The organism is Mucilaginibacter sp. P1_A3 (assembly GCF_056406855.1).
The window spans coordinates 428,234-453,548 of sequence record NZ_JBFTZJ010000005.1; the positions used below are offsets into that span (position 1 = coordinate 428,234).

General features: G+C 40.6%; 21 protein-coding genes. 14 read left to right on the forward strand and 7 right to left on the reverse strand.

Annotated elements, in window-relative coordinates; all coding sequences use genetic code 11:
- Window positions 1-9 precede the first annotated feature (9 nt).
- The 5 genes from AC1D0K_RS13105 to AC1D0K_RS13125 form a co-directional block, all read right to left on the reverse strand.
- A complete protein-coding gene (locus tag AC1D0K_RS13105; protein WP_477393599.1) occupies window positions 10-744 on the reverse strand; it encodes a hypothetical protein in 735 nt (244 codons plus the stop codon).
- Window positions 741-1,133 (reverse strand): GntR family transcriptional regulator, encoded by a 393-nt coding sequence (locus AC1D0K_RS13110; RefSeq protein WP_295711209.1) that lies wholly within the window; start codon window positions 1,131-1,133, stop codon window positions 741-743. The genes AC1D0K_RS13105 and AC1D0K_RS13110 overlap by 4 nt, the downstream gene beginning before the upstream one ends.
- A gap of 12 nt (window positions 1,134-1,145) precedes the next feature.
- Entirely contained in the window at window positions 1,146-1,931 is a 786-nt protein-coding gene (locus AC1D0K_RS13115) for a hypothetical protein (RefSeq protein WP_477393602.1), read from the reverse strand.
- Window positions 1,924-2,769: an ABC transporter ATP-binding protein gene (locus AC1D0K_RS13120; protein WP_477393604.1), complete on the reverse strand. Its 846-nt coding sequence runs from the start codon at window positions 2,767-2,769 to the stop codon at window positions 1,924-1,926. Before AC1D0K_RS13120 ends, AC1D0K_RS13115 begins: the two co-directional genes overlap by 8 nt.
- Before the next feature lie 177 nt (window positions 2,770-2,946).
- Window positions 2,947-5,664: an outer membrane beta-barrel protein gene (locus tag AC1D0K_RS13125; RefSeq protein WP_477393606.1), complete on the reverse strand. Its 2,718-nt coding sequence runs from the start codon at window positions 5,662-5,664 to the stop codon at window positions 2,947-2,949.
- 700 nt (window positions 5,665-6,364) lie between these two features.
- Between AC1D0K_RS13125 and AC1D0K_RS13130 the strand changes: the two genes are divergently transcribed.
- The gene (locus AC1D0K_RS13130; RefSeq protein WP_477393608.1) at window positions 6,365-7,483 is read left to right on the forward strand and encodes a glycoside hydrolase family 76 protein; all 1,119 of its coding nucleotides are present in this window, start codon (window positions 6,365-6,367) and stop codon (window positions 7,481-7,483) included.
- A 94-nt stretch (window positions 7,484-7,577) separates the two neighbouring features.
- Here the strand turns inward: AC1D0K_RS13130 and AC1D0K_RS13135 are convergent, their stop codons facing one another.
- On the reverse strand, window positions 7,578-8,957 hold the full coding sequence (locus AC1D0K_RS13135; RefSeq protein WP_477393610.1) for an OmpA family protein: 1,380 nt from the start codon (window positions 8,955-8,957) through the stop codon (window positions 7,578-7,580).
- Window positions 8,958-9,296: 339 nt separating this feature from the next.
- Between AC1D0K_RS13135 and AC1D0K_RS13140 the strand changes: the two genes are divergently transcribed.
- The 3 genes from AC1D0K_RS13140 (at window position 9,297) to AC1D0K_RS13150 (ending at window position 14,779) form a co-directional block, all read left to right on the forward strand.
- Window positions 9,297-13,487, forward strand: a complete 4,191-nt coding sequence (locus AC1D0K_RS13140) for a hybrid sensor histidine kinase/response regulator (RefSeq protein WP_477441877.1) — start codon at window positions 9,297-9,299, stop codon at window positions 13,485-13,487.
- Between the two features lie 92 nt (window positions 13,488-13,579).
- Window positions 13,580-14,038, forward strand: coding sequence for a DUF1569 domain-containing protein (locus AC1D0K_RS13145; protein ID WP_477393614.1), 459 nt, complete (start codon window positions 13,580-13,582; stop codon window positions 14,036-14,038).
- 219 nt (window positions 14,039-14,257) lie between these two features.
- Complete coding sequence (locus AC1D0K_RS13150; RefSeq protein ID WP_477393616.1) at window positions 14,258-14,779, forward strand: YceI family protein; 522 nt, start codon at window positions 14,258-14,260, stop codon at window positions 14,777-14,779.
- Window positions 14,780-14,883: 104 nt separating this feature from the next.
- On the opposite strand, the gene AC1D0K_RS13155 is transcribed toward AC1D0K_RS13150, so the two are convergent.
- Window positions 14,884-15,426 (reverse strand): outer membrane beta-barrel protein, encoded by a 543-nt coding sequence (locus AC1D0K_RS13155; protein WP_295711224.1) that lies wholly within the window; start codon window positions 15,424-15,426, stop codon window positions 14,884-14,886.
- A 161-nt stretch (window positions 15,427-15,587) separates the two neighbouring features.
- Between AC1D0K_RS13155 and AC1D0K_RS13160 the strand changes: the two genes are divergently transcribed.
- From AC1D0K_RS13160 to AC1D0K_RS13205, 10 genes are all read left to right on the forward strand, one after another.
- On the forward strand, window positions 15,588-16,427 hold the full coding sequence (locus tag AC1D0K_RS13160; protein ID WP_477393619.1) for a phosphatidylinositol-specific phospholipase C/glycerophosphodiester phosphodiesterase family protein: 840 nt from the start codon (window positions 15,588-15,590) through the stop codon (window positions 16,425-16,427).
- Between the two features lie 148 nt (window positions 16,428-16,575).
- Entirely contained in the window at window positions 16,576-17,640 is a 1,065-nt protein-coding gene (locus tag AC1D0K_RS13165; RefSeq protein WP_477393621.1) for a hypothetical protein, read from the forward strand.
- A gap of 14 nt (window positions 17,641-17,654) precedes the next feature.
- Window positions 17,655-18,497: a cytidylyltransferase domain-containing protein gene (locus AC1D0K_RS13170; protein ID WP_477393623.1), complete on the forward strand. Its 843-nt coding sequence runs from the start codon at window positions 17,655-17,657 to the stop codon at window positions 18,495-18,497.
- A 2-nt stretch (window positions 18,498-18,499) separates the two neighbouring features.
- The gene (locus AC1D0K_RS13175) at window positions 18,500-19,357 is read left to right on the forward strand and encodes a transketolase (RefSeq protein WP_477393625.1); all 858 of its coding nucleotides are present in this window, start codon (window positions 18,500-18,502) and stop codon (window positions 19,355-19,357) included.
- Window position 19,358: 1 nt separating this feature from the next.
- Window positions 19,359-20,297 carry a transketolase family protein gene (locus tag AC1D0K_RS13180; RefSeq protein WP_477393627.1) on the forward strand — a complete coding sequence of 313 codons (939 nt, stop codon included), beginning with the start codon at window positions 19,359-19,361 and terminating at the stop codon, window positions 20,295-20,297.
- 12 nt (window positions 20,298-20,309) lie between these two features.
- Window positions 20,310-21,656 carry an aminotransferase class III-fold pyridoxal phosphate-dependent enzyme gene (locus AC1D0K_RS13185; RefSeq protein WP_477393629.1) on the forward strand — a complete coding sequence of 449 codons (1,347 nt, stop codon included), beginning with the start codon at window positions 20,310-20,312 and terminating at the stop codon, window positions 21,654-21,656.
- Window positions 21,656-22,462: an SDR family oxidoreductase gene (locus AC1D0K_RS13190; protein ID WP_477393631.1), complete on the forward strand. Its 807-nt coding sequence runs from the start codon at window positions 21,656-21,658 to the stop codon at window positions 22,460-22,462. The genes AC1D0K_RS13185 and AC1D0K_RS13190 overlap by 1 nt, the downstream gene beginning before the upstream one ends.
- A 13-nt stretch (window positions 22,463-22,475) precedes the next feature.
- Window positions 22,476-23,912, forward strand: coding sequence for an N-acetylneuraminate synthase family protein (locus AC1D0K_RS13195; protein ID WP_477393633.1), 1,437 nt, complete (start codon window positions 22,476-22,478; stop codon window positions 23,910-23,912).
- Window positions 23,913-23,914: 2 nt separating this feature from the next.
- Window positions 23,915-24,865 (forward strand): sterol desaturase family protein, encoded by a 951-nt coding sequence (locus tag AC1D0K_RS13200; protein ID WP_477393635.1) that lies wholly within the window; start codon window positions 23,915-23,917, stop codon window positions 24,863-24,865.
- An 11-nt stretch (window positions 24,866-24,876) separates the two neighbouring features.
- Window positions 24,877-25,254 (forward strand): DMT family transporter, encoded by a 378-nt coding sequence (locus tag AC1D0K_RS13205; protein ID WP_295711240.1) that lies wholly within the window; start codon window positions 24,877-24,879, stop codon window positions 25,252-25,254.
- The last annotated feature ends 61 nt before the right edge of the window (window positions 25,255-25,315 follow it).

Consider the following 25,315-nt stretch of genomic DNA (forward strand, 5'->3'; position numbering starts at 1 on the left):
GTATTTCTATTATCGTTTTATTGTATTATTGGCCGCTCCATTGATAAGTAACTGTGTACTATCGGCCATGCTATAATCCAGGTGCTGTATGCTTGCCTGGTGTAAAATCAACTTGCTCCGGTTTAAAATCCGCAGCTTGGCATTTTCAAACCGGTTATTTTTTAAAACGGTGAGTATGGAGCCACTTAAAGGGCTTTCACCTACAGCAGCATTTACAGATCGAATATGATTATTAGCCAACACAACATGGCTCCCGTAGCTTTGGGTAATAGTTAAGCTATCCTGTTTAAAGCCATCAATCAAAACCTCGCGCGAATTCCAGCCTTCTGTGGTTACGGTATCAATGATTTTTTGACCTTTAACCGTACTAAAAGCATTAACGTTCACACTTTTTAAATCAGGACAAGATATCAGCAACAGTTGGGCATTGTGGTTGTAGTAACGTTCAACTGCCAGGTTCACATCTATTTGAAGGTGAGTACCCGTTTGTTTTACTTTTACATAATGCCGGGCATCTGATTCAATCTTTACACTAAATGGCCCTTGTATCAATTTTACATTGGCTATGTGCCCCGCATTAATATCCAACACATCAAAGTTTTTAAAATCAAGCGGGATGTAATAGGCGTATACATCTTTATACTTGCCGGTATTAAATTCCTTTTTTAGCAAATAATCATATCCCAGTATTGATAACACCAGGAACAGTAAGGCAGCTATAAATATTTTTGTACTCGTCTTCATTTGTTTGGGTCTGTTTTGGGTTGAGCAATGGCCAATCTGTATTTTTCGTACATCGCCTCTAAATCCTTAATATCTATATCAAGCAGGTATATATTTCTAAAAAACTCAGGCATCTGCTGTTGAATAAAACGTTCCTTACGGTAGGCTTTAACTTTTTGAGGGCCATCTGCCGCCACAAATATTCCCAGTCCGCGTTTGTTTACAACCACCTCCTGGCTCTGCAAAAACTCGTACGATCTGATAACAGTATTTGGATTTACTTCCAGCTCAATAGCAAGATCCCTTGTCGACGGAATCTTTTGATCCGGCAACCATTTACCTAATAATATATTTTCGCTCACATAGGCTGCTATTTGCAGGTATATGGCATCCTTATCTTTAAACTCCATAGTTAAACCAGATCATACCTGTTTTTCTTTTAAACGAAAGTAAGCGGCTACCCAAAAAAACAAAGCCATACCTACAAACACCACCTGGCCCGTCCACACAAAACCCGACACGTTAACAGAATACATGGTTCCTTTTTCCATGAACCCTACATTGCTAAACGGCATTACCTGGATAATATCCCGATTTAACATTTGCCGCATAACCAAATTATTGCCTATAATTAAAACACCTATAATCATAAAAAACAGCAACGCTGTTTTTACAAAATGCATCTTTTTAAAATAGATGGCTCCAAAAAAAGCAATGGAGTGCAATACACCATATATGGTAAGCAGTACAAAAAGCACGCTGGTGCTTAAACCATTTACATTATAAAATAAGCTGAACACCTCTTGCTGCTCCCCAGGAAAATGCTTGATGTTCAATAAAAATAACATCACCAGGTAAAAAGCTGATATTACCAGTACCAGGAATATAACGAAGGAATAGAGCCAGGCCACCATGTACTTTTCAAAATGTGTGACTGGTAGGGTGAGGCTGGCAATGGCTTTTTTACTATTTATATCAGCAAATATGGTACTTGTAAATACCGTTCCGGCAAACATTATAACCCACAATAACAGCAATAATTGCAGACTTATTTCCATACGTACGTTTATTAGGTACACCATAAAGCTGCCGCCAAGCATCAGTACTCCCATGAGCACAATCAACGACATCAGGTAGCTTTTATAGTGCTCGGCTGTGAATTTTACAAACAGCATCCCGAAACGTGCGGGCTTAAAAATATTATTCATTTACTGATGCATTTAAAGTTTTTAAAACAGGTTGATTATCGGCAATGATGGCATTAAAAAGTATTTCCAGATCTACCTTACTATACTCGCCGGTAGTATTCTTAAGGATGGCGTTTTTACCCCGCGGACCATTTTCCTCATATAAAACCGGCAGATCTTCTGTATCTGAATAACTGCCGAATGTGATTTTTTCAATTACATCATCAATGGACTGATTGATCACAATCTCGCCACCATGCAATACCAGCAGGGTATCAATTAAGCTATCGAGATCCCTTACCTGGTGTGTGGATATTACAATACATCTATCCTCGGTAAGTATTGATGCGATGAGCTTTCTGAACTGCACCTTAGATGGAATATCAAGCCCATTGGTAGGTTCGTCCATGATCATCAATCCTGTATTTGTGGCCAGCCCAAAAGCTATCATGGCCTTTTTTTGCTGCCCGTATGATTGTTTATTCATAACGGCATCAATATCCACATCCAAAGCCCTCAGGTATTGATAAAAATCGGCTTTGCTAAAGTTGGGATAAAAATATGCCGTATTGGCCACAAACTGGGCGGGTGTAAGATCAGGTACAAATAGCTCTTCGGCCAGGAAGTAAATATCTTCAAGTACCGAAACCGGCCTATCGGAAACGTTCATGCCATTAAAAGCACAACTCCCTTTTAAAGGAAAAGCCAATCCTGCTATATTTTTCAACAAGGTTGACTTACCGGCGCCGTTTTTTCCCAGCAAGCCGTAAATATGCCCTTTAGTTAGTTTGAGGTTTAGTCCACCAAAAAGCAGCTTGTTTTTTTGGTACCCGAAATGCAGATCTTTTATCTCTATCATTGTAGCGCTATAGTTAGATAGTGCACTACAAATGTACGCAAGTATAAATGAGAATTCCAAGCACTCAGAAAAAAATATAAATGTTTTTTCCGACTGCCTGGAACAATGGATAGCTTAATGTGAAAATAGAGGTAACGATGAAGTTAAGCTATTAAAGGCTTAAATATAAATCCCCTCCTATTTAGTACTCATGCTATTAAACTTGTAAGTAAGCGTAAGCAGGAAATACCTTTTCAGGGTGTTGTTTTGCACATCGTAAATAGAGTTATCGCCGGCATAACGGTATACGCTGGTATTTTGATTAAACAGATCATAGCCGGTTATTTTTATTTCGCCGCGATCTTTTCTAAGCATTTGCAGCGCTACAGAACTGCTTACTACATTGATGCCCTTTTGAAAATTATTACTCACCTGCGAGTTGTAGTTAAAATCCTGCTTGGTTTCCCATATTATTCGTTTGGGCCAGCGTACCACCAGGTTATTACTCATGTTAAAGTTATTGCTCAGTACCTTTTTATGATCACCATAATTATACAGTGTATTGTTTGTACGATAACCAACATTTGTGTTCAGCTCTATCTTATCATTCCAGTTTACGTTGATAAATTGACCAATTCCCGGCGAATAGCTTTTCTGCCAACCATCTACACCGTTAATAATATTAAGGTTACGGCGAAAGTATCCGTTTAGCGAGGAGTTGGCGTTTAACGTCCATTTACCCATTTTTTTAAATTGCTTATACAAACCCATGGATAGGTTTACATTGAGTTGCCCATCGCGGTTTACAAAATTTGTAGCCTGTGCTCCATTAGCAGTGCTAATCTGCGTTTGCACAACCGCATTTTGCTCGGTTGAAAAGCTGCCATAAAAATAAATATTCACCTGCGATGCCTGGAAATACTTGTTGTAGTTTGCATTTAAATTATCATAAGTAGTAGGCTTTAACAATGGGTTGCCGGTAAAGGTGTACAACGGGCTGTAAACAATGCTTTGAGGTTGCAACGATGATAAGCTGGGCAAATTGGCCGACCGGCTATAGCCAATAGATGCAGAGCCCAGTTCCAGCCTTACAGTTGGCAGCACAAAAAGATAATTATGATAATTGGTTTCGGTTATAAATTTATTTTCGGCCTGTTGCCAGTTAAATGACACGCCTGCAATTAGCGATATACTTTTGGTGGCCTGGTATGTTATACCCGGTTTCACATCCTCTGTAAATAAATTCCGCTTAAGATTGGTGCTTTGGCTTGGCAAATATATATCATAAGCCCGTGTGCTTTTATTGTAATCATAAACGTAGCTCTCCTCTCCTGATCGGTTGTAATTACCGGATGTGGTGATATCGGCAATTATTTTTTTATTGAACGGATACCGGATACTACCATTTAATGCTGCCGAAAAATTAGTGCTTTTACCATTGCCCAGTCGCTTTAAGGTATCTGATTTTAGGTCGGATACAAAAGAGTGAAGATTGTTAACACTAAGGTTTTGTGAGTTATTAGGGCTATACGCCAGGTTGTGGCCAATATTTATAGATGCCCCTCTTTTGCCTTTAAAACGCTTGTTATAATAAAAATCCTGTTGAAATTCCGCACCATGCCCGCTATTGCTTGAACTACCGCTTGCAGTACTCAAATGACCATCAATATTATTGAAGTTATCAGAGAACGAAGTACTTGACGAATTATCGCGCCTAAAGATAACTTTTGGCGCGTAGTGGATGGTATTGAGGGTATCGGGATTCCAATCCATTAAGCCGCTTATGGAATGTGAATAATTGTTTGACCGGTATTCACTGTTCGAGGTGGTGTGCAGGGTAGTATCGCCCAAAAACTTCTGCATAAATGCGGAATTTTGCGAGACATTATTTTTTTGACTGTAAAAATAAAGCAGGTTTAGCTTTAACTTTTTGCCGTAATCGGTATTTAGGTTAAAGCCACCCGATGTTATTTTTTCAATACCACCCCAGCCCTGGCCACCGGTATTAACCGTGCCATTGTATAAACTGTTACCCCCACTACGGTTAAAGCCACCTTGTGAGTACAGCTCATCGTTTGAAAACGCCGTGCGGTTTAGGTTGTTGCTTAGCCCGATAATACTTACCTGCAAAGTATCGCGAAACAAGTTGAACAGCCCTCCGCTTTCATACCTGTCACGGGTACCTGCACCACCAAATACTTTACCAAACATGCTCCGTTTTATGGCTCTTTTAAGTTTAAGGTTAATTACCTTTTGAACCTTGGTATCGCTTATCAAATGGTCTGGATCGTTCTCCCTGTCGTCATAAACCTGTATCGAAGCTACAATGGCAGCGTCCAGATTTTTGGTGGCTATTTTAAGATCGCTGCCAAAAAACTGCTTGCCATCAATAAGTACCTTGCTTACGCCCTTCCCGTTAACGGTTATGGATCCATCGCCGTTAACCTGCACGCCAGGCAGCTTTTTAAGCAGTTCTTCAACCACGGCATTAGGCCTGGTTTTAAATGCCTCGGCACTAAATTCAATAGTATCTTTTTTTACCGTGATGGGAACGCGCTCGGCCCTAACCACTACTTCGGCCAGCATTTTGTTACTCAATGAAACGCTGCCCAGATCTACCGCCTCATTTTTTTGAAAGTTGAATACCTTAACAAAGCTTTTATGGGATGTGAAAGAGATAATCAGTTTTAACTTTTTACCGGCTGGCAGGCTACTGAGTTCAAACTCGCCTGTTTTTTTACTTAAAGTATAGGCAATTAACGAGGTATCCTTTACATCAACAGCGGCTACGGTACTAAGTTCTAAAGGTTTTCCATCAAGGGAATCAATAACCCGACCTTTAATGGACGCGTGATTTTGGGCAAAACCGATGGACACACCGGTTACAAGGAATAATAAGGTAAACAGGAATTTCATGCAGGTGAAAGGTTTTATAAGGTAGATAAGGCAAGGTGAAGCAAGGTATTTTTGATCGAAATTTTTATGTCATAAAGGAGGAAAAAAGATTTAATTACGGGAAGCAAAAATATCCCGGCAGGTATAATAAAATGAGGGCAGTTAATGTTTATTTCAAAAATATACGCAATAATCAGCCACAACAATGGATTATGTAGAGATCATAATGGATTATACTATTAATATTTCATCATTAACTACTTCCCGGTACATAATAAATTAGCTTTAGGTATTTTATAAATAAACTGGCTATCAAACGCCTATAGTTTCAAAGTATTATCTGTTGAATATTAAATTTTATCTGTTTTAATTATATTAGTTTATCCTATATCGTTAAACTATATAATTATCTATTTAAAAGAAAAACAAATAAACTTTCACCTTCAATTCATACTTATTTTTCCAGGGAACGATTCTTTTTTACGGCGATTTGGCATAAGCAATTTTTTTGACCGATAATTGTACCGCCAACATCCAGTTACCTATTTTAAATGACCGTTAATGACATTGTGCTTTGCGAGCGCCTAAAAAGCGGCGATGTAGATACTTACAGACAAATCTATAGATACGCAATTGCAGCAGTACCGGAAATTTCTGTTCCTGCTTATTTAAACTTGCCCCCAACACTATATTAGGTTATATTCCATTTAAAAACACCACTATGAAAAAATCGTTATGCTTATTGATTACCGGGTTGCTTATCTCGTTTGTAAGCTATAGTAAAGACAAAAACATCCCACCAACAAAAACAGCTGTAGTCAAATCTATTGACAAGAATTTTACTACGAGCGATGCTGACCTTGCCTACAATGCTTTCAACAGTTACTTTTATAACCCCACAGCCAAATTATATTACGGTACAACCAAAAAGGATGGTGTAGCTGCCATTTGGGCGCAGGCTATTTATTGGGATATGGCTATGAACGTATACCAGCGTACCAAAGCCAAATCTCAGCTAACCATGATAAATGATATATACCAGGGCAACTATGATCATTACGATGCCTATAACTGGAGCAATAAGGCGGTGTGGTTTATTTATGATGATATGATGTGGTGGATAATGTCGCTGGCCCGTGCCAACCAAATTACCGGTAACGCCACATACCTGGAAAAAGCCAAGGCCGGTTTTGATCATGTTTGGGCAGGCTCATATGATTCCGTTAATGGCGGCATGTATTGGGATTTTAATCATAGCGGTAAAAACTCATGCATTAATTATCCAACGGTTATTGCCGCTATGCGCTTGTATACCATCACCGGCGATGCCTCTTACTTAACCAAGGCTAAATCAATTTATGCCTGGAGCAAAGCCAATTTGGTTGATGCATCGGGCAAAGTGAACGATAATAAAATTGGCAACAATCCGGCGGGTGGCCAGGATTATACTTATAACTCGGGCACGGCTATTGGCGCGGCTTTGGAACTGTACAAGACAACCAGGGATGTTACTTACCTTAACGATGCCAAACTTTATACAGATTATGTTAAGAACAACCTATGCACCAACGGCATACTACCCGCAGAAGGCGACTTTAATGAGCAAGGTGTGCTAAAAGCCATTTTTGCCCAATATGTGATGCAGTTAATAAAAGAGGGCGGCCAAACCCAATATTTAAGCTGGATACAGAACAATATAAATACCGCCTGGAAAAACCGCGACGCAAAGCGTAATCTTACTTATCGCAATTACGCGGTAAGCTGCCCTACCGGCGATATACAATCATACGAGGCCAGCAGCTTAGTAACCTTTATGCAGCTTTGCCCACCCACAAAGTAACACGCTATCTGCACCTAAGATAGAAACCAACGCAAAAAGCCCCCCGATAAATCGGGAGGCTTTTACATAACCTGTGTTTAACAGGATTTTGCTATTAATATAAAGTGAACTCAACCCTACGGTTAGCCTGACGACCAGCTGCAGTTTTGTTAGTTGCAATTGGTTGTGTTTCGCCATAACCTGTAGCTTCAATTCGTGATGCATTTGCACCTTTACTTACCAGGTAAGCTTTAATTGATTCTGCACGGTCTTTTGATAAACGCATGTTTAATTCATCAGCACCTGTGTTATCTGTATGTCCGGCTAATTTTAAGCTGAAGTTTTTGTCAACCAATAATCCGGCAACCCTATCAAGACTTGGAAATGAGTGCGCGCGGATTGTAGCTTTGCCTAAATCAAATTCCAGGTTTTTGATGGCATCTTTAACCACTTTCTTATCCTCTTCGGTAACATAAACCTTAACTTCTGGTTTTGCAAGCGGGCATCCAGAACCATCAACCTTTGTACCGGCTGGTGTGTTAGGGCACTTGTCGTTTACATCTACAACACCGTCTCCGTCGCTATCAGTTGTTAATTTAGCAAGGTTTGCGTTAGTAGTGTTCAAATCATTTCTTAATTCATCATTTTTAGCTTTTTCTGCATCAATTTGTTTTTGCAAAGCTGTTTTAGTTTGTTCATTTTCCCATAAGTACTCTGTACGCATAGATGCTACCGGGTTATGAGTAGCCATTTGCAGCTTTTTGCGACTGCCTAAAGCAAACTCTAAACCAATGTGTGCATAAGAGAATCTGTCATTTGTAGCTCCGAATTTGTAGCCATCAAAATTATCAGAGTTTACAAAGTTAACCTGGTAACCTAAATCAAGGTTTACACCTGGAGCAAGATCGAATTTTAAACCAAGACCAACCGGAATAAACACTTCGTTTATTGATCCGTTGCCAGTGGTTTTAAAATTAGTTTGCTGGCCGCCGGTTTCAGTAATTTTAGGGGTGTAATTCATAGTTCCCGCACCTACCGTTAAATACGGCTGGATAAATGGCTTTTCATGACGCCAGTTAATATTAGCCAATGTAATGTTGGCACTTAAACTTGCAGACCAGTTAATATTGGTTTCATACTGCGAGTAGGTAGATTGGCCTAAAGCATTTGTTTGGCTGCTGGTACCTTTAACTTTACCGCGAAGGAAATCTGCCTGCAGGCCAAAAGAAGGCAATATTTGCTTTTTAATATAAGCCCCATATCCTATTTGCTCTTGCGGATGGGTAAAATCCTGTTTGTTGTTACTGCCAAAAATAGTGAACGGAGTTAATAAACCGCCGTTAACACCTATTGACCAGGTGCGTAATTGATTGCCACCTGAGAACGGTTTAACATAGTCTTTTGCGGCTGTAGTATCAGGACTTTGAGCGAATAATCTACCACCTACCATAATTCCGGTAAGGAGTAAGGTGGCTTTTTTTAAATTTGTTTTCATATCATCATGTTTAATTATTAGTTTACTTTTCAGTAAAACATAACAACATGTTTTCAACATTAATGCCGCATATAATTTCCTCAGAGATAAAGGGAGTATCAGCTTCCTAAATTGCAACAGGCCAAACATTTGCATAAGGCAACAGTAACAAATTTAACTTTTTGTACAAAACGGTTAATGGGTCAAAAACAGTACAATTTTGTATCATCGGTAATACTAAATGGCATTTTACAATAACAATTGTTTAAACCTTTAGGAAACTAATTAGTGAGAAACAACGTATACAAATCATTATAAACTTACTGTTTCTGCAGTATTTTCAATGTTAAATCACGTTCTATGCTAAGGTTGTTCCAAAACTATAAACCCATTGTTTGCTCTTTATTTTTAATTTGCATCCTAATGCCGTTTAATGGTTATGCACAAAACGAAAGCCTTAAGTTTTTGCATGTAGGTACTGCCGAAGGCTTATCGCAGATTAATATTAACTCCATTTTTCAGGATAGCCGGGGGTTTATGTGGATAGGTACCCGTAATGGTTTAAACAGGTATGATGGATACCAGTTTATAAAATACCGCTATGATTCCAAAGATAGTACATCCTTAAGTAACAACACAATAACCGATATTGCCGAAGATGACAATGGCAATATCTGGCTATCAACATCGGGCGGTTTAAACATGTACCAAAGAAGCACAGGCCGCTTTGTACGATATTTCCATGACGATAAAAACCCTAAAAGCATCATCAATAACATTATCAACCGCTTACTTTATGATAATGGCAACTTATGGGTGGCAACTCAAAACGGAGGCATTGACCGTTACAATCTGAAACGTAATATATTTGAGCATCATATGCATTCTGATAAGGATGCAGGTACGCTTAGCGATAATAACGCGCGCACTGTTTACAAGGATTCACAGCACAATATATGGGTAGGCACCGGTGGCGGGGGCTTAAACCTTTACAACAGCAAAACCAACAAGTTTTCAAATTTTCCCTATTATGACCCGGCGACTAAAGCAATCCGGGGTAACAACGTTGTAGCTATTTTTGAAGACAAGTTCCATCAGCTATGGATTGGTACACAAGCAGATGGACTGTACTTATTTAACAGAACAGATAAAACATTCAAACGTTTTCTGCACGATAAAAATGATGCCGGCAGCATTTCAAGCAACACCATTTACAGCCTTAATAACGATGAGGATGGAAACCTATGGATTGGCACTGAAAATGGCGGCTTATGCGTATTAAATAGAAAAACGGGCAAATTTGTTTCCTATCAGCATGATGAGATTGATAACAATAGCATCAACGGAAATTCGGTTTATGGTATTTGCAGAGACCGGTCTGGAAACATGTGGGTTGGCGCGTTTGGCGGCGGCATCAATCTATCCAAAAAAACTACCGCAAGTTTCAACCTATATCGGCACAACAGTCACCAGGAAAGCCTGTCCAATAATTACGTACTTGACCTGGCCGAGGATAAAGATCATAAAATATGGATTGGGACAGATGGCGGCGGTTTAAATAAATTTGACCCGGTAAGTAAAATATTTTCAAGCTTTAAACAACCAACCGATGGCAAAAATGGCATTACGGGCAACTACGTACTTACCGTAAAACCCGACGCCGAAGGCAAATTATGGATTGGCACCTGGGGAGATGGCTTCAGCATACTTGATCCTAAAACCGGCATTTTCACCAACTTTAAGCATAATCCGGCTAAGCCCCAGGGAATAGGCGGCGATAATATTTATTTCATTTTACATACTCGCGATAAAAAAACCTGGTTAAGCACTTTTAACGATGGATTGGATTGTTATGATGACAAAACAAAAGTTTTTACCCACTATAAGTTCAACCTGTATGATCCAAACAGCATTAGCAGCGACAGGATCTATTCGTTATTAGAAGACAGCAAAAACAATCTGTGGATTGGAACCTCAGATGGTGGCTTAAATTTATTTGATCGTAAAACAGGCAAGTTTAAACGTTTTGTTCATGACGAAAAAACCAATAGTATCAGTAATAATGGCGTAACCGATATTTTTGAAGATAGTAAAGGCCGGTTATGGCTCACTACCCTATCGGGCCTTGATCTTTTTGATCCGCTAAAAAAGCATTTCACAACTTTTACAAAAAAAGATGGCCTGCCAAGTGATATCATTTACTCCGTAAGAGAAGATGATTATGGCAAACTTTGGGTAAGCAGCAATGGCGGCTTATCTAAATTAGACCCCGAAACAAAGTCTTTTTTTAATTATACAGTTGAAGATGGCTTGCAGGGTGATGAGTATAAACCACATTCGGCGTTAAAAACTTATGATGGAAAAATGTATTTTGGTGGTATTAATGGGTTCAATGAATTTACTCCAGATCAGATATTAAAAAAAGTGGGGTTTGCACCATTAGTTATTACCTCTTTCCAGGTATTTAATAAGCCGCTTTCCATTGCTGTAAATTCACAAGACCCCTCGCCATTAAAAAATGATGTTACCGATACCCGGAAACTGGTGCTTTCCTATAAACAATCTGTCTTTTCGTTTGAATTCTCAGCCCTGGATTATGCCTCTCCTGATAGGAAACAATATGCCTATTATTTAGAAGGATTTGATAAGGAATGGAACTATATAGGCAATCACAACACAGCCTCGTACACCAATCTTTCGCACGGCACTTATCATGTACTGTTAAAATACAGAAACAGCCAGGGCTTGTGGTCGCCGGTTACCTCCCCGCTTCAGATAACCATCGTGCCACCATTCTGGTTAACCTGGTGGTTTGAGTTGCTGGTTGTTTTATCTGTTGTGGCTGCTATTTACGGCTTTTTCAAATACCGCATGCGCACGGTGAGGCGGCAAAAAGAACATCTTGAACAATTGGTAAAAGAACGTACTGAAAGTATTACACAGCTTACTATTGAAGAAAGAATATCACGTGAAGCGGCAGAAAAAGCCCGTGAGGAAGCCGAAAATGCCAACAAGGCCAAAAGCATCTTCCTGGCCACTATGAGCCATGAAATACGCACCCCAATGAACGGCGTTATTGGCATGGCTACCTTATTGGCCAATACCGATCTCACCGATGAACAGGCTGAGTATACAGAAACCATTAAGCACTCGGGCGATGCCTTGTTAACCGTTATCAATGATATTCTTGATTTTTCAAAGATCGAATCGGGTAATATGGAGCTGGAAGAGCATGACTTTAATATCAGGGATTGTGTAGAAAGCGTACTGGACCTTTTTGCAGATAAGGCATCGAAACTTAACATCGACCTGATTTACCAGATAGAACCCGGCGTGCCTGAACATATCATTGCCGATTCGATGCGCTTAAGGCAGATATTAATAAATTTGGTGGGAAACGCCATTAAGTTTACCCACGAAGGTGAAATATTTATTGATGTAATTGAAAACACCTTAAATAACAATGAGCTTGACCTGCTATTTACTGTTCGCGATACAGGCATTGGCATTCCGGAAGATAAATTATCAAGACTTTTTAAAGCATTTTCGCAGGTTGACTCCAGTACAACCCGCAAATATGGCGGTACTGGCCTTGGTTTAGTCATCAGCGAAAAACTGATCCATTTAATGGGAGGCGAAATTAACGTAACAAGCAAATTAGGATCTGGTACTACTTTTAGCTTTAATATTAAAACAAGCGTTGGCATAAAAACCCCGACTGCCTATTTCAATTTAGATGCAGCCGGCCTGGAAAATAAACAAATATTAGCCGTTGATGATAATGCTACCAACCGCAACATTATGGAAACACAGCTAAGGCATTGGAAATTTACTCCATTAATTGCCCAATCAGGCGCCGAGGCATTAGCAATTTTAGAGGCTAACAACCAGGTTGAGCTGGTAATTACAGATATGTACATGCCCGAAATGGACGGTGCCGACCTGGCCCGTAAAATAAAAGCCATATATCCAGCAATGCCGCTGATATTGCTTAGCTCTGTTGATAAGCAAGGCAAAAGCGAGGCTAACTTATTTAATACAGTACTTACAAAGCCGGCAAAACACAATGTTTTGTTAAAACACATTATTGATCACTTAAAAAATGATAGAAACACCCTTACAGAACATAAACTAAAAAAAGAGTTTTTATCAAAAGATCTGGCTATCCAATACCCTTTAAGCATTTTGATTGCAGAAGATAATGTGATCAATCAAAAGGTAGCCAAACAAATTCTTCAAAAAATGGGTTATCAGCCCGATATCGCCATCAATGGCCTCGAGGTGTTGGATGCCGTGGCCGTAAGGAAGTATGACATCATCTTCATGGACGTTCAAATGCCCGAAATGGATGGCCTTGAAACTACCCGGTACATCAGGAAACACCTGCCCAGCCAGCCAATTATTGTGGCCATGACCGCTAATGCTATGGTTGAAGACAAAGAAGCCTGCATGCAGGCAGGTATGGATGACTATTTGAGCAAACCCATGAAACTTACAGAGATCATCAGTATTCTTGAAAAGTATGGAAAGAAGGTGAATGTACAGGCTTAACCTCTAAAACAAAAAAACTACCTTTTGTCCTATATTGAATTTCCCGGTCGTCATAGGATTTTAATTCAATAAATTTGTAAAAAACAACACCTATGGCCCTACCCAATATTTTTACTAAACCGGTTGCTGATAGTATAATTAAAAGAATCAATACCCTTACACCAACAACAAGCCCGCAATGGGGCAAAATGGCTGTAGCGCAAATGCTTGCACATTGCTGCGTATCCTATGAGATGACTTATGAAGATAAGCATCCCAAACCAAAGGGCTTTATGAAGTTTGTACTTAAACTACTTGTAAAAAACAAGGTAGTAAGCGAAACACCTTATAAACACAACGGCCCTACTGCACCTGCATTTATCATTACAACGGCTAAAGATTTTGAGGAAGAAAAGGCCAGGCTGATAGCCTTTATCCAAAAAACACAGCAGTTAGGCGAAAAAGAGTTCGATGGCAGAATGTCACATTCCTTTGGCTCCTTAAGCATAACCGAATGGAACAATATGTTCTATAAACACCTGGACCATCACCTTACTCAGTTTGGGTGTTGATTGCTTTAGGTTGAAAAGTTTTAAAAGCATCATCGTCGGCTTTTCCTCCACATCTCCCCTGGTTTTATTAAAAAGGCCAGGGGATTTTTGTTTAGGCACAGCCAAATACCATAAGTTTATGTATCGAGGCAACCCCATGAATACGGCAAACGTAGTTTATATAACGCCCTTAATAACAATGGGGTTATATTCATTAAAATATTAAAAAATAAATCTCTTATGAAAAAGACCATGTATCCCTTACTAATGCTGCTTATCATCAGCATTTCGGCTTTTGCTTTCACATTAATAAACTACAAGGTTAAAAGCCCATACGAAGTGAAGTTTGCAGGCGGCAAGATCCACGGCATATTTGAAACACTAAGGGCCAATATCCAGTTTGATAAAACAGATCCCGAGCAATCAAAAATTTCTGCAACCATTGATGTTGAAAGCATTGCTACAGGTTTTTTCTTAAAAAATATGCATGCCAAAAGTGCGTTGGATGCCGATAATCATCCAACCATTACATTTGTGGCCACGTCGGTTACTAAAAGCAGCAGTGGTTACCAGGCCGCGGGCAAACTCACCATTAAAGGAATTACAAAACCTGTTACCATCAGTTTCACTTTTGATGATAAAGGTAATGAAGGCCTCTTTAAAGGCAGTTTTAAAATAGTACCCAAGGATTTTAATATCACCCGCAGCGGCACCCCCGATGAACTTACCATCAGCCTTACTGTTCCGGTTACTAAAGCATAATCCCGGCGCAACTCATACACCAGTTTTTAATTAAACTAAAAAGGGCAAATGATATAATGATCATTTGCCCCTTTTTGGTTTAATTATTCGTCTGTGTGTTGGAACTATAACCCTATCCCGTAAGCTAAGCGCAGACCTACTAAACCAGAATGATAATCTTTCATATAAAAATCTTCATACCTTACGCCAATATCCCAGTGCTTAGTGGCATAACCCACCCCGCCTGATAGGTCGCGTCTGTGAAATGGTGCCCAACCCTGGCCAGCCTCCAACTTTTCCCAGACAAGGCCGCCTTCTGCAGCAACATATATGTTTGGCACAAAAAACTGCTTAATACCAATTTTAACAGGGATCTCACCATAGCTTTCGTACCTTTTATTTGTACCCGGTTTTATTTTTTGAAAAAAGTGATAACCACCTGTAGTAAGCATCAGTGCAAAATTATCGGTTAAACCATATTGCAACCGACCGGTAGCACCTAATGTAAAATTTGTGCCCAGTCGCGATACACCGGTTGGTACACCAACTTCGGCACCTAAGCCAAGGTTAAATTGGTTTTTCGCTGTAGTTTGAGCTTTTAGGTTTGTTGCAAAAAACATAGCTGATGCCGTAAATGAAACGGCTATTAATCTTTGTAAAATTTTCATTTTTTTGATTTTAGTTAATAATCACTTATAGATATTACAGTGACTTTGACAAATACGTTGCCTCTGATGTTAATTTTTTCTGGTTAAAGGCTTATCATTATAATAAGCTAATAATTAGGCAACATTGGACAGGTAATTTTGTGGAAACAAAAAAGTTATCGATGCCAACAGCATTTTATTGCCCCAAGCACCTTAAATTCTTGTTCCTGGTTCTGCTGATTTCCTTCGGTTATAACTCCTACTCCCAAAATTTAAGGCTTGTAAATGGATTTGCCCACAATGATTACTGGCATAAACGGCCTTTGTATGATGCCCTTGATAACGGATTTACCCATATTGAAGCCGATATATATTTAAGAGGGAACAAACTCATTGTAGCACACATCCTCCCCATTTTTAAAAAACAACGAACGCTGGAGCGCCTCTATTTTAAACCGTTGATGGAATGTATTGAGGGTAATAACAAAGAAATTAAATGCCCTGTTTACCCGCTTACATTAATGATTGATATAAAATCTGATGCCGATAAAACTTACCAGGCGCTTGAAATTTTACTTGAAAAATACCGGCCAATATTATCAGGCTACAATAATGGGGTTTATACTCAAAGGCAGGTAACCGTAGTTATAACCGGGCATAAACCCTCTGAAATGATTAAAACGCAGCAAAACCGCTTAGCCTTTATTGATGAGGACCTGATGCAGTTAAAACAAGATACCATTTCAAAAAATTTGTATCAAACGGCAAGTTGCAAATACTCGCACTTATTAAAATGGGATGGCAGAGGTGATTTTTCGCCTGTTGAAAAGAAACGTTTATGTACATATGTGATGCTGGCGCACAGGTTTGGTAAAAAAGTAAGGCTTTGGGCTTCGCCAGAAAATGAAGCCGTATGGAAAGAATTACTGAATTGTGGTGTTGATCTCATCAACACCGATAAACTGGTGGAGCTTAAGAATTTCCTGACTTCGGGCCCTAAAAGTTATGCAAAGGTTGATTAAACTTTACTGATGTAAAAAAAACAGCACTAAAAACTTACTCCTTAATAATTTGATAACGTTGGCTTCTCTTTATCTAAAAGTAGCGGGGTTACTTTTAACAAAAAGTAAAACTTTGTAACAGCAGCCCGATATAATTGAAAGTTAAAGGATGAAGAAAATATTATTCATTACGGGTTCAATTAACCAAACAACCCAAATGCACCAGATTGCAAATGAGTTACCCGGGTATGATTGCTGGTTTAGCCAGTTGTTTACAGATAATGCACCGCTTAAATACCTGTTAACCAAAACACCGATATTCAACGGCACGGTGCTCTCACGCAAATTCAAGCTAAAATCTGAAAGATACCTGTACCAAAACTCACTGCAAATTGATTTCGGTGCTAAAAAAAACAAATACGACCTGGTAGTTTATTGTACAGATATGATCATTCCTAAACGGATGAGGCAATACAAAACCATTTGGGTACAAGAGGGAATGATTGACCGGTATACCCTGTGGAGTAAAATAGTGAGGACGTTAAGGTTACCATCTACCCTTTGTGGCAATACCTCCTTAAACGGTGCATCAAATATCTGCGATGTTTACTGCGCTGCTTCCGAAGGCTACAAACTGCAATTTGCCGGTAAAGGTACAGAGCAACGGAAGATTGTAGTTACCGGGATGCCAAATTATGATAACCAGCAACAGCATCTGAATAATGATTTTCCCCATCATAATTATGTATTGGTTGCCACTACAGATATGCGGGAAACCTTTAGACTGGAGAATAGGGTAGCATTTATAAAAAAAGCTGTAAAAATAGCCAACGGAAGGCCTTTGCTATTTAAACTTCATCCCAACGAAAACTTTAAAAGGGCCGAAAAAGAGATTCTTAAGTATACTCCGGCTGGCACCATGATATATAAGCAAGGCAACACCAGCCACATGATAGCCAATTGCTGCGAGCTGATAACTCAATACTCAACAGTAGTATATACGGGTATAGCTTTAGGTAAAAAGGTACACTCCTGGTTTAATATCGATGAGCTTATAGGGCTTGCCCCGATACAAAATGAAGGCACATCTGCCAAAACAATTGCAGCGCTATGCCGCGATTATTTAAACCACAAGGGTGATAAGAAAAGTTTTGATCCGCAAATGTCCATGTCTGAATTTCAGCATCAGGAAGCGGAGCCGGAACTAAGCAACGAATTAATAGCAAACTGGTAATAAAATTTAATACCATGACAGAAAAAATTGTAATTATAGTACAGGCCCGCATGGCATCAAGCCGTTTACCGGGCAAAGTAATGCTTCCCATCCTAGGTAAAAGCCTTTTGGCCAGAATGATTGAGCGTTTACAGATGATTCAGCATAAAGCGGATATCATTATTGCCACCTCAGAGAATCAGGAAGATGACGTTATAGTAAATGAAGCTTTGGCTATGGATATTCCCTATTATCGTGGAAGCCTGGGCAATGTACTCGATAGGCACTACCAGGCGGCAAAGTTGTTTAAAGCCGATGTTGTACTCAAGATCCCTTCTGACTGCCCGCTGATTGATCCGCGTATTGTTGATTATACACTTGAATACTTTTTTGACAACCGGGGTAAATATGATTATGTAAGCAACCTGCACCCCGCTACTTATCCCGATGGCAATGATGTAGAAATAATGACGATGGCCTGTCTGAGGCAGGCATGGGAAAATGCCGGCAGGCCTTTAGAGCTTGAACATACCACGCCTTATATATGGGAAAACCCGCTTATATTTAGTGTTGGCAATGTAACTTGGCCAACCGGCATGGATTTCTCCATGTCGCACCGTTTTACTATTGACTACCCTGAAGATTATTATTTTATTGAAAGGGTATTCGCCGAGCTTTATCCCATCTGTAACCAGTTCTCGTGCCAGGATATCCTTAACCTTTTAAACCGCAAGCCCGAAATTTATCAGCTTAATGCGCAGTATGCAGGTGTAAACTGGTATCGTCATCACCTGGGCGAATTACAAACTATCTGGCCCGATCAAACCAGGCGGGCGCCACAGGAAAATTCATCCATGTTACAGCAAAGCGAAGCATAGCCATGAATAATTTTGACCAACAGGAACTTAAGGCTATAGCTTTAAAAGTCCGGGAACATATCGTGCGCATGTCAACAGATGGCGGGTGCTTTACAGGGGCATCCCTATCGGCGGTCGACTTGATCGTTTACTTATATAGCAACTTTTTAAACATCAATCCATCAAACCTTAATGATCCCGATCGTGATTACCTTTTCCTTTCAAAAGGGCATGACGTACCGGCTTTATATGGCACACTTGCAGAGCTGGGCCTTTTGGAAAAAGAGCGCCTTAAAAATCACCTTTCGCTTAATGATCATATTTACTGGCACCCTAATACTAACATTCCCGGCATAGAATTTCATTCGGGTTCGTTAGGGCATTTGCCATCAGTAGCCATTGGTGTTGCTATGGATCTTAAAATAAGCGGCAGCAACAACAAAGTAGTGTGCATTTTAGGCGATGGTGAACTAAACGAAGGTACCTGCTGGGAAGCTGTTTTAGTAGCTAACGCCTATAAACTGGACAACCTTCTTTTCGTGATCGATCGTAACCAGTTCCAGGCCAATGTACGTACAGAAGACTTGATTCCGCTGGAACCTCTTGCAGATAAATTTAAAGCTTTTGGCGCTGCCGTTATACGTATAGACGGGCATAACTTTACCGACCTGCACCAGGCCTTCACTGCCTACCCATTTCAACAGGATAAACTTAATGTAATTATTGCCGATACGGTAAGAGGCAAAGGCCTGCCGAGCATTGAGGAACGGGCCGATCGCTGGTTCTGCAATTTTACTGCCGGCGAAATTGGCCAGCTATTGCTTGAATTACATGGCGAACACGATACCCTATTAACATCAGAAACTTTAGTAGTGAGATAATATGACCTACGAAGAACTATTAACAGAGATGGCCCTGGCCAACGAAAGGATTATTGTGATGACGGCCGAAAACCGTGCATTGGTTCGTAACCTTCCCGGCATATTGAGTAAACGCTTTATTGATACCGGCATTACCGAGCAAACCATGATCGGCGCATCTGCCGGTTTGGCCCTGCGTGGCCGCATACCTGTAGTGCATGCGCTGGCAGCGTTTTTAACCATGCGTGCCTTTGAGTTTGTGCGCACCGATTTAGGCATAGCTAACCTGCCGGTTAAGCTAAGCGGATTTATCCCTGGCCTTTTATCTGATGGTAACGGCCCTACTCACCAGGCAATTGAAGATATTTCTATCATGAGGGGCATCCCCAATGTAACCGTATTTGCTCCTGCCGATGAGGATGACCTTGTTAAAATGCTGCCGCAAATATGGCAAAGTAAGCAACCGGCCTATACCCGCATAAATACCCGTAAAACGGGTTATGAGCACGAGCCATTTACCATGGGCAAAGCCGAAGTTATTACCGAAGGCAACGATGTTACCATTTTAACATATGGTTTACTTTTTGAACAGGCACTTATCGCCGTTGAGATTCTGAAAAGCGAGGGCCTTTCTGTAGGATTGGTTAACATGCGCAGTCTTAAACCGGTTGATGAGCAGGCTATATTAAAAGCATCGGCCCAAAGCAACCTGGTGGTAACGCTCGAAGATCATTTTTTAACAGGTGGCCTTTACAGTATTGTGGCCGAAGTGTTATTGAAACATCAAACAACGGCAAACGTATTGCCCATCGCCCTCAACGAAAAATGGTTCAGACCGGCATTACTGCCTGACGTTTTGCAGCACGAAGGTTTCACAGGCAAACAAATTGCCGAAAGGATATTAGGTTACAAAACTACCTACCATCAACCACAAATTTTAACGCCTGAATTTTCAGAATAAAACACTACTCCAATGGCTAATAAAATAGCATTCAACAATAATTTTCCAGATATCAGCGAGTCTGATAAAATATATAACCGCGCTTTAAAAGTACAAAAACCGGTTACCCAAACATTGGCCAAAGGGCCCGGGCAATTTACCAAAGGCGTGGCCCCCAAGTATATTGTTAAAGGCAAAGGATCACATGTGTGGGATGTCGATGGCAATGAATTTATCGACCTGAATTCGGCTATTGGTCCTATCTCTTTAGGCTATGCCTACCCTGTAGTTGACGATGCTATCCGCAGGCAACTGAATGATGGAATTACCTTTTCGCTGATGCACCCTTTAGAGGTTGAACTGGCAGAACTTGTGCAGGAAGTTGTACCTAATGCAGAAGCCGTAAAGATTTCAAAAACCGGGGCTGATGTATGCTCGGCTGCAATACGTGTTGCCCGTGCCTTTACCGGCAGGGATAAAATATTTTGCTGTGGCTACCATGGCTGGCATGATTGGTACATAGGCATCACCAGCCGTAACGCCGGCGTGCCCGAAGCTATCCAGGATTTAACCTACACTTTTGAGTATAACGACATTGAAGCCGTAAAAGCCGCGTTGGATGAAACCGTTGCTGCCATAATTCTGGAACCATTTATTTTTGAAGCCCCAAAGCCCGGCTACTTACAGGAACTTGCCGAGGTATGCAAAGCAAACGGCACCCTGCTCATATTTGATGAAATGTGGACAGGCTTCCGCGTGGCCCTTGGCGGTGCGCAGGAATACTTTAATGTTAAAGCCGATTTAGCTGTCTTTTCAAAGGCATGCGCCAATGGTATGCCGATAGCCTTACTCACCGGTCGCGCCGATGTAATGGAGCTCTTTAACTCCGCGGTATTTAGCTATACAACATTTGGCGGGGAAGCATTATCACTGGCAGCCTGCATTGCTACCATAAATGAGCTACGCGATAAAAACGTACCACAATACCTGGATGAGAATGGAGCCCTGCTAAAAAATGGCTACAACCACATCGCCATTGAAACCGGGATGGATAAGTACACCCAATGTGTAGGTTTTAACTGCCGCAGCATGGTAACCTTTAGGCCAGAGGCCGGTAACGCCCTGGAAGTTAAAACGCTGATGCAACAGGAAATGATAAAACGAGGTGTACTGTGGGCAGGTTTTCATAACATGTGCTACAGCCACACTACCGAAGATATTGATTACATTTTATTGGCATACCGCGATGTTTTGCCTTTAGTAAAAGAAGCTATAGAAAGTGGCAATATTAAAAGTTATTTAAAGGGCGAGGTACTGGAAGCTGTTTTCCGCAAAGTGAGCAACTACAATATTAAACCTAAAAGCATCATAGCCGACTAATGATGAACCTTTTTGCATTAAACCAAAAAACGGCTTTAGTTACAGGTGCGCTGGGGCTTATCGGAAAAAAACATTGTGAAGCGCTGGCAGCAGCAGGCGCCAATGTAATAGTTGCCGATATTAATATTGAAGAAGTGCAGCAATTTGCAAAACAATTGGGTGATAACCATTTAGGATTAGCGGTAGATGTTACCAGTAAGCAATCGCTGATAGATGCGCTTAATACTATCCTGGATAAATATGATTCGCTTGATATATTGGTGAACAACGCGGCCATCAACGATAAATTTGAAGATCCGGCTATGGCTAAAGAGCTATCAGCCTTTGAAAATTATCCCCTGGAAGCTTTCCAGCGGTCACTAAATGTAAATATTACCGGGGTATTTTTAAGCTCGCAGATATTGGGTACGCATATGGCGCTCCAGGGAAGTGGCAGCATCATCAATATCGCTTCAACTTATGGCATGGTTGGTCCCGATCAATCCATATACCGCAACGCCAAAGGCGAGCAAACCTTTTACAAATCGGCTGCTTACCCTGTAACCAAGGGGGCTATCATCAATTTTACGCGCTTTTTGGCAGCTTACTGGGGCAATACCGGTGTAAGGGTAAATACACTATCGCCGGGCGGAGTTGAAAACGGGCAGACCGAAGATTTTATAGGTAACTATTCAGCAAAAACATTATTAGGCCGTATGGCCAAAGCATCTGATTACCAGGGCGCACTTGTATTTCTTGCCAGTGAGGCATCGGCTTACATGACGGGGGCTAACCTGGTGGTAGATGGAGGATGGACAGCAATTTAATTCACACATAATTATGAATGAAATTTTAAAACAAAAAGCGGCCGGCATTAAACTATTGCTAACCGATAACGATGGTGTATTAACAGATGCAGGCGTTTATTACAACACCGATGGCGAGTTGTTAAAAAAATTCAACATGCGCGATGGTATGGGTGTGGAGCGTTTGCGAAAATTGGCCAATGTAGATACCGGCATTATAACCGGTGAACATTCTCCTTCGTTGATTAAACGGGCCGAAAAACTTCAGATAGCTGAGCTGCATTTAGGCATAAAGGATAAGGTTTCTACTTTTAACGAAATCTGCAACCGTTTAAATTTATCTGCGCACGAAGTTGCCTATATAGGCGATGACTATAACGATCTGGAAGTTTTAAAACTTGCCGGATTAACCGCCTGCCCTGCCGATGCATTACCATTGGTTAAAGCGCAAGCCGATTTTGTAAGCTCACTAAACGGTGGCGAAGGCTGTTTCCGCGAGTTTGCTGAATTTATCATCGAATCAAAGAATACAGCTATTACATCCGGTAACCGCAACGGCACAATAACATTACAAAACGGCCGTGTGATAGGTAAAGGTCAGGCCAGCTACATCATAGCCGAAATTGGCATTAACCATAACGGATCGTTAGAAACCTGCAAAAAACTGATTGACGAGGCTGTTGCAGCCAAAGCCGACGCGGTTAAGTTTCAGAAAAGGACACCTGAAATTTGCGTACCCAAAGACCAATGGGAAATAATGCGTGATACCCCTTGGGGAAGAATCACTTATATAGATTATAAACGCAAAACTGAGTTTGGCATCGCCGAATATGCTACAATTGATCAATATTGCAAAAAGTTAGGCATTGATTGGTTCGTTTCAGCCTGGGATGTTCCATCGGTTGATTTTATGGAAAGGTTTGATACTATATTGTACAAACTGGCATCAGCTTCATTGACAGATTTTGATCTGATACAACGCATCCTGGAAACCGGTAAGCCCTTAATGCTATCAACAGGGATGTCAACTATGAAAGAGATTGAAGCAACCATGAACTTTGTGAACGCGTTTGATGAAAACTATCCTTTGTTCATCGCCCATTCAACCTCGGCCTACCCATGTAGCCCACAGGAGCTTAACCTTAAAATGATCCAAACGCTGGAGGCCAAATATCCGGGCATCCCAATTGGCTACTCGGGTCATGAAACCGGACTGGCTACTACCGTTGCTGCTGTAAGCCTCGGCGCTACTTTTGTTGAACGCCACTTTACACTTGACCGTGCCATGTGGGGATCAGATCATGCTGCATCAGTTGAGCCGCAGGGCTTACAACGCATGGTACGCGATATCAGGGATGTAGAAACTGCTACCGGCGATGGTTTTAAGCGGGTTTACGAATCTGAACTGGCACCCATGAAAAGGTTAAGGGTAAACATAAGTGATGAATATAAAGAAAAGCCTTTAGTTTAGTAATGCCACAGGAAAACGTACTTACCATTACTTCCATTATCCTTGCCTGCTGGGTAACTTTTATCATTGGTTGGGAGCGGATCTCCCCCTATCGTAAAGGTTTAGCCTTTTTTAGGGAAGGGTTTTGGATTGATCTGGTATGGTACACCCTGATACAAAGCTATTTTTTGAAGATTCTTATTTTTGATTACATCATTATGCCGCTGCAAAGGCATTTTGATCTATCACATCTTCAACTTATTACGCATTGGCCAATTGCTTTACAGGTATTGTTTTTTGTGGTTACACATGATCTTTATATCTACCTGTTCCATCGCTTTCAGCACTCCAATAAGGTTTTCTGGCGCATTCATGAAGCGCATCATTCTGGTAAGGAGGTTGATTTTTTAGCCGGATCAAGATCGCACATCATGGAGATCATTATTAACCAAACTATCGAGTTTGCTCCTATTATACTTTTAGGAGCAAACCCGGTTGTTGTGCCTATCAAAGCTTTGATAGATGCCATGTTCGGCATGTTTATTCATGCCAATGTTAAGGTAAACATGGGCAAGCTTAAATACCTCATCAATTCGCCCCAATTACATTTGTGGCACCATGCCAATTACCAGGAGGTCTTTCATGCCAACTTTGCTACCAAGCTATCGATATGGGATTACCTTTTCGGCACCGTTTATGATCCCGGTCATGCCCCGGGTAATAAGCCCGAAAACTGGGGGCTTTACTATGATTATCCTAAAGATTACTTTTTACAGCATGCCTTTTCTGTAAAGCGTTTTGATGAAAAAAGTTTGCTTAAATATTCCTGGTTTAAATGGTATTATACGTTAAGATTCAGGATCATGGACCAGCTTATTAAATTATTCCCTACAAAATCCCAAGAGCCCGAAATTCATTTCCAGCCTACTTTACCATCAAATAAAGTGCACGAAGAAGATAACATATTACAATAAAACTTAAAAATTTGGCTTGGTTATATCTCATTATCGCGGCTGGCTTTGAAGCCGCCTGGACATTTTCGCTTAAACTGATGAAATTCAGCGATTTGAAAGCATTGCGGTGGAACTCTGCCTTAAGTATGCAGCAGGGCCTACCAGCATGGATACCCTTTGCAGGTTATATTCTTTTCGGAATTGGAAATATCTATTTCTTTTCCTTAGCAATAAAACTGGTACCAACAGCCATTGCCTATGCCGTTTGGACAGCCGTAACTTTAGTATTAATTAAGGTATGCGAAATGACTTTATTTGATCAAAAACTATCATGGCAAGAGTTTCTCTTTATGCTCATGATCATGACCGGTATCCTGGGATTAAAATTTTACGGCACAGAAATAAAATAATAAGGAAACACTGAAGGGGAAATGACGATTTAAAAGTTTGTCATCCTGAGGTACGAAGGAT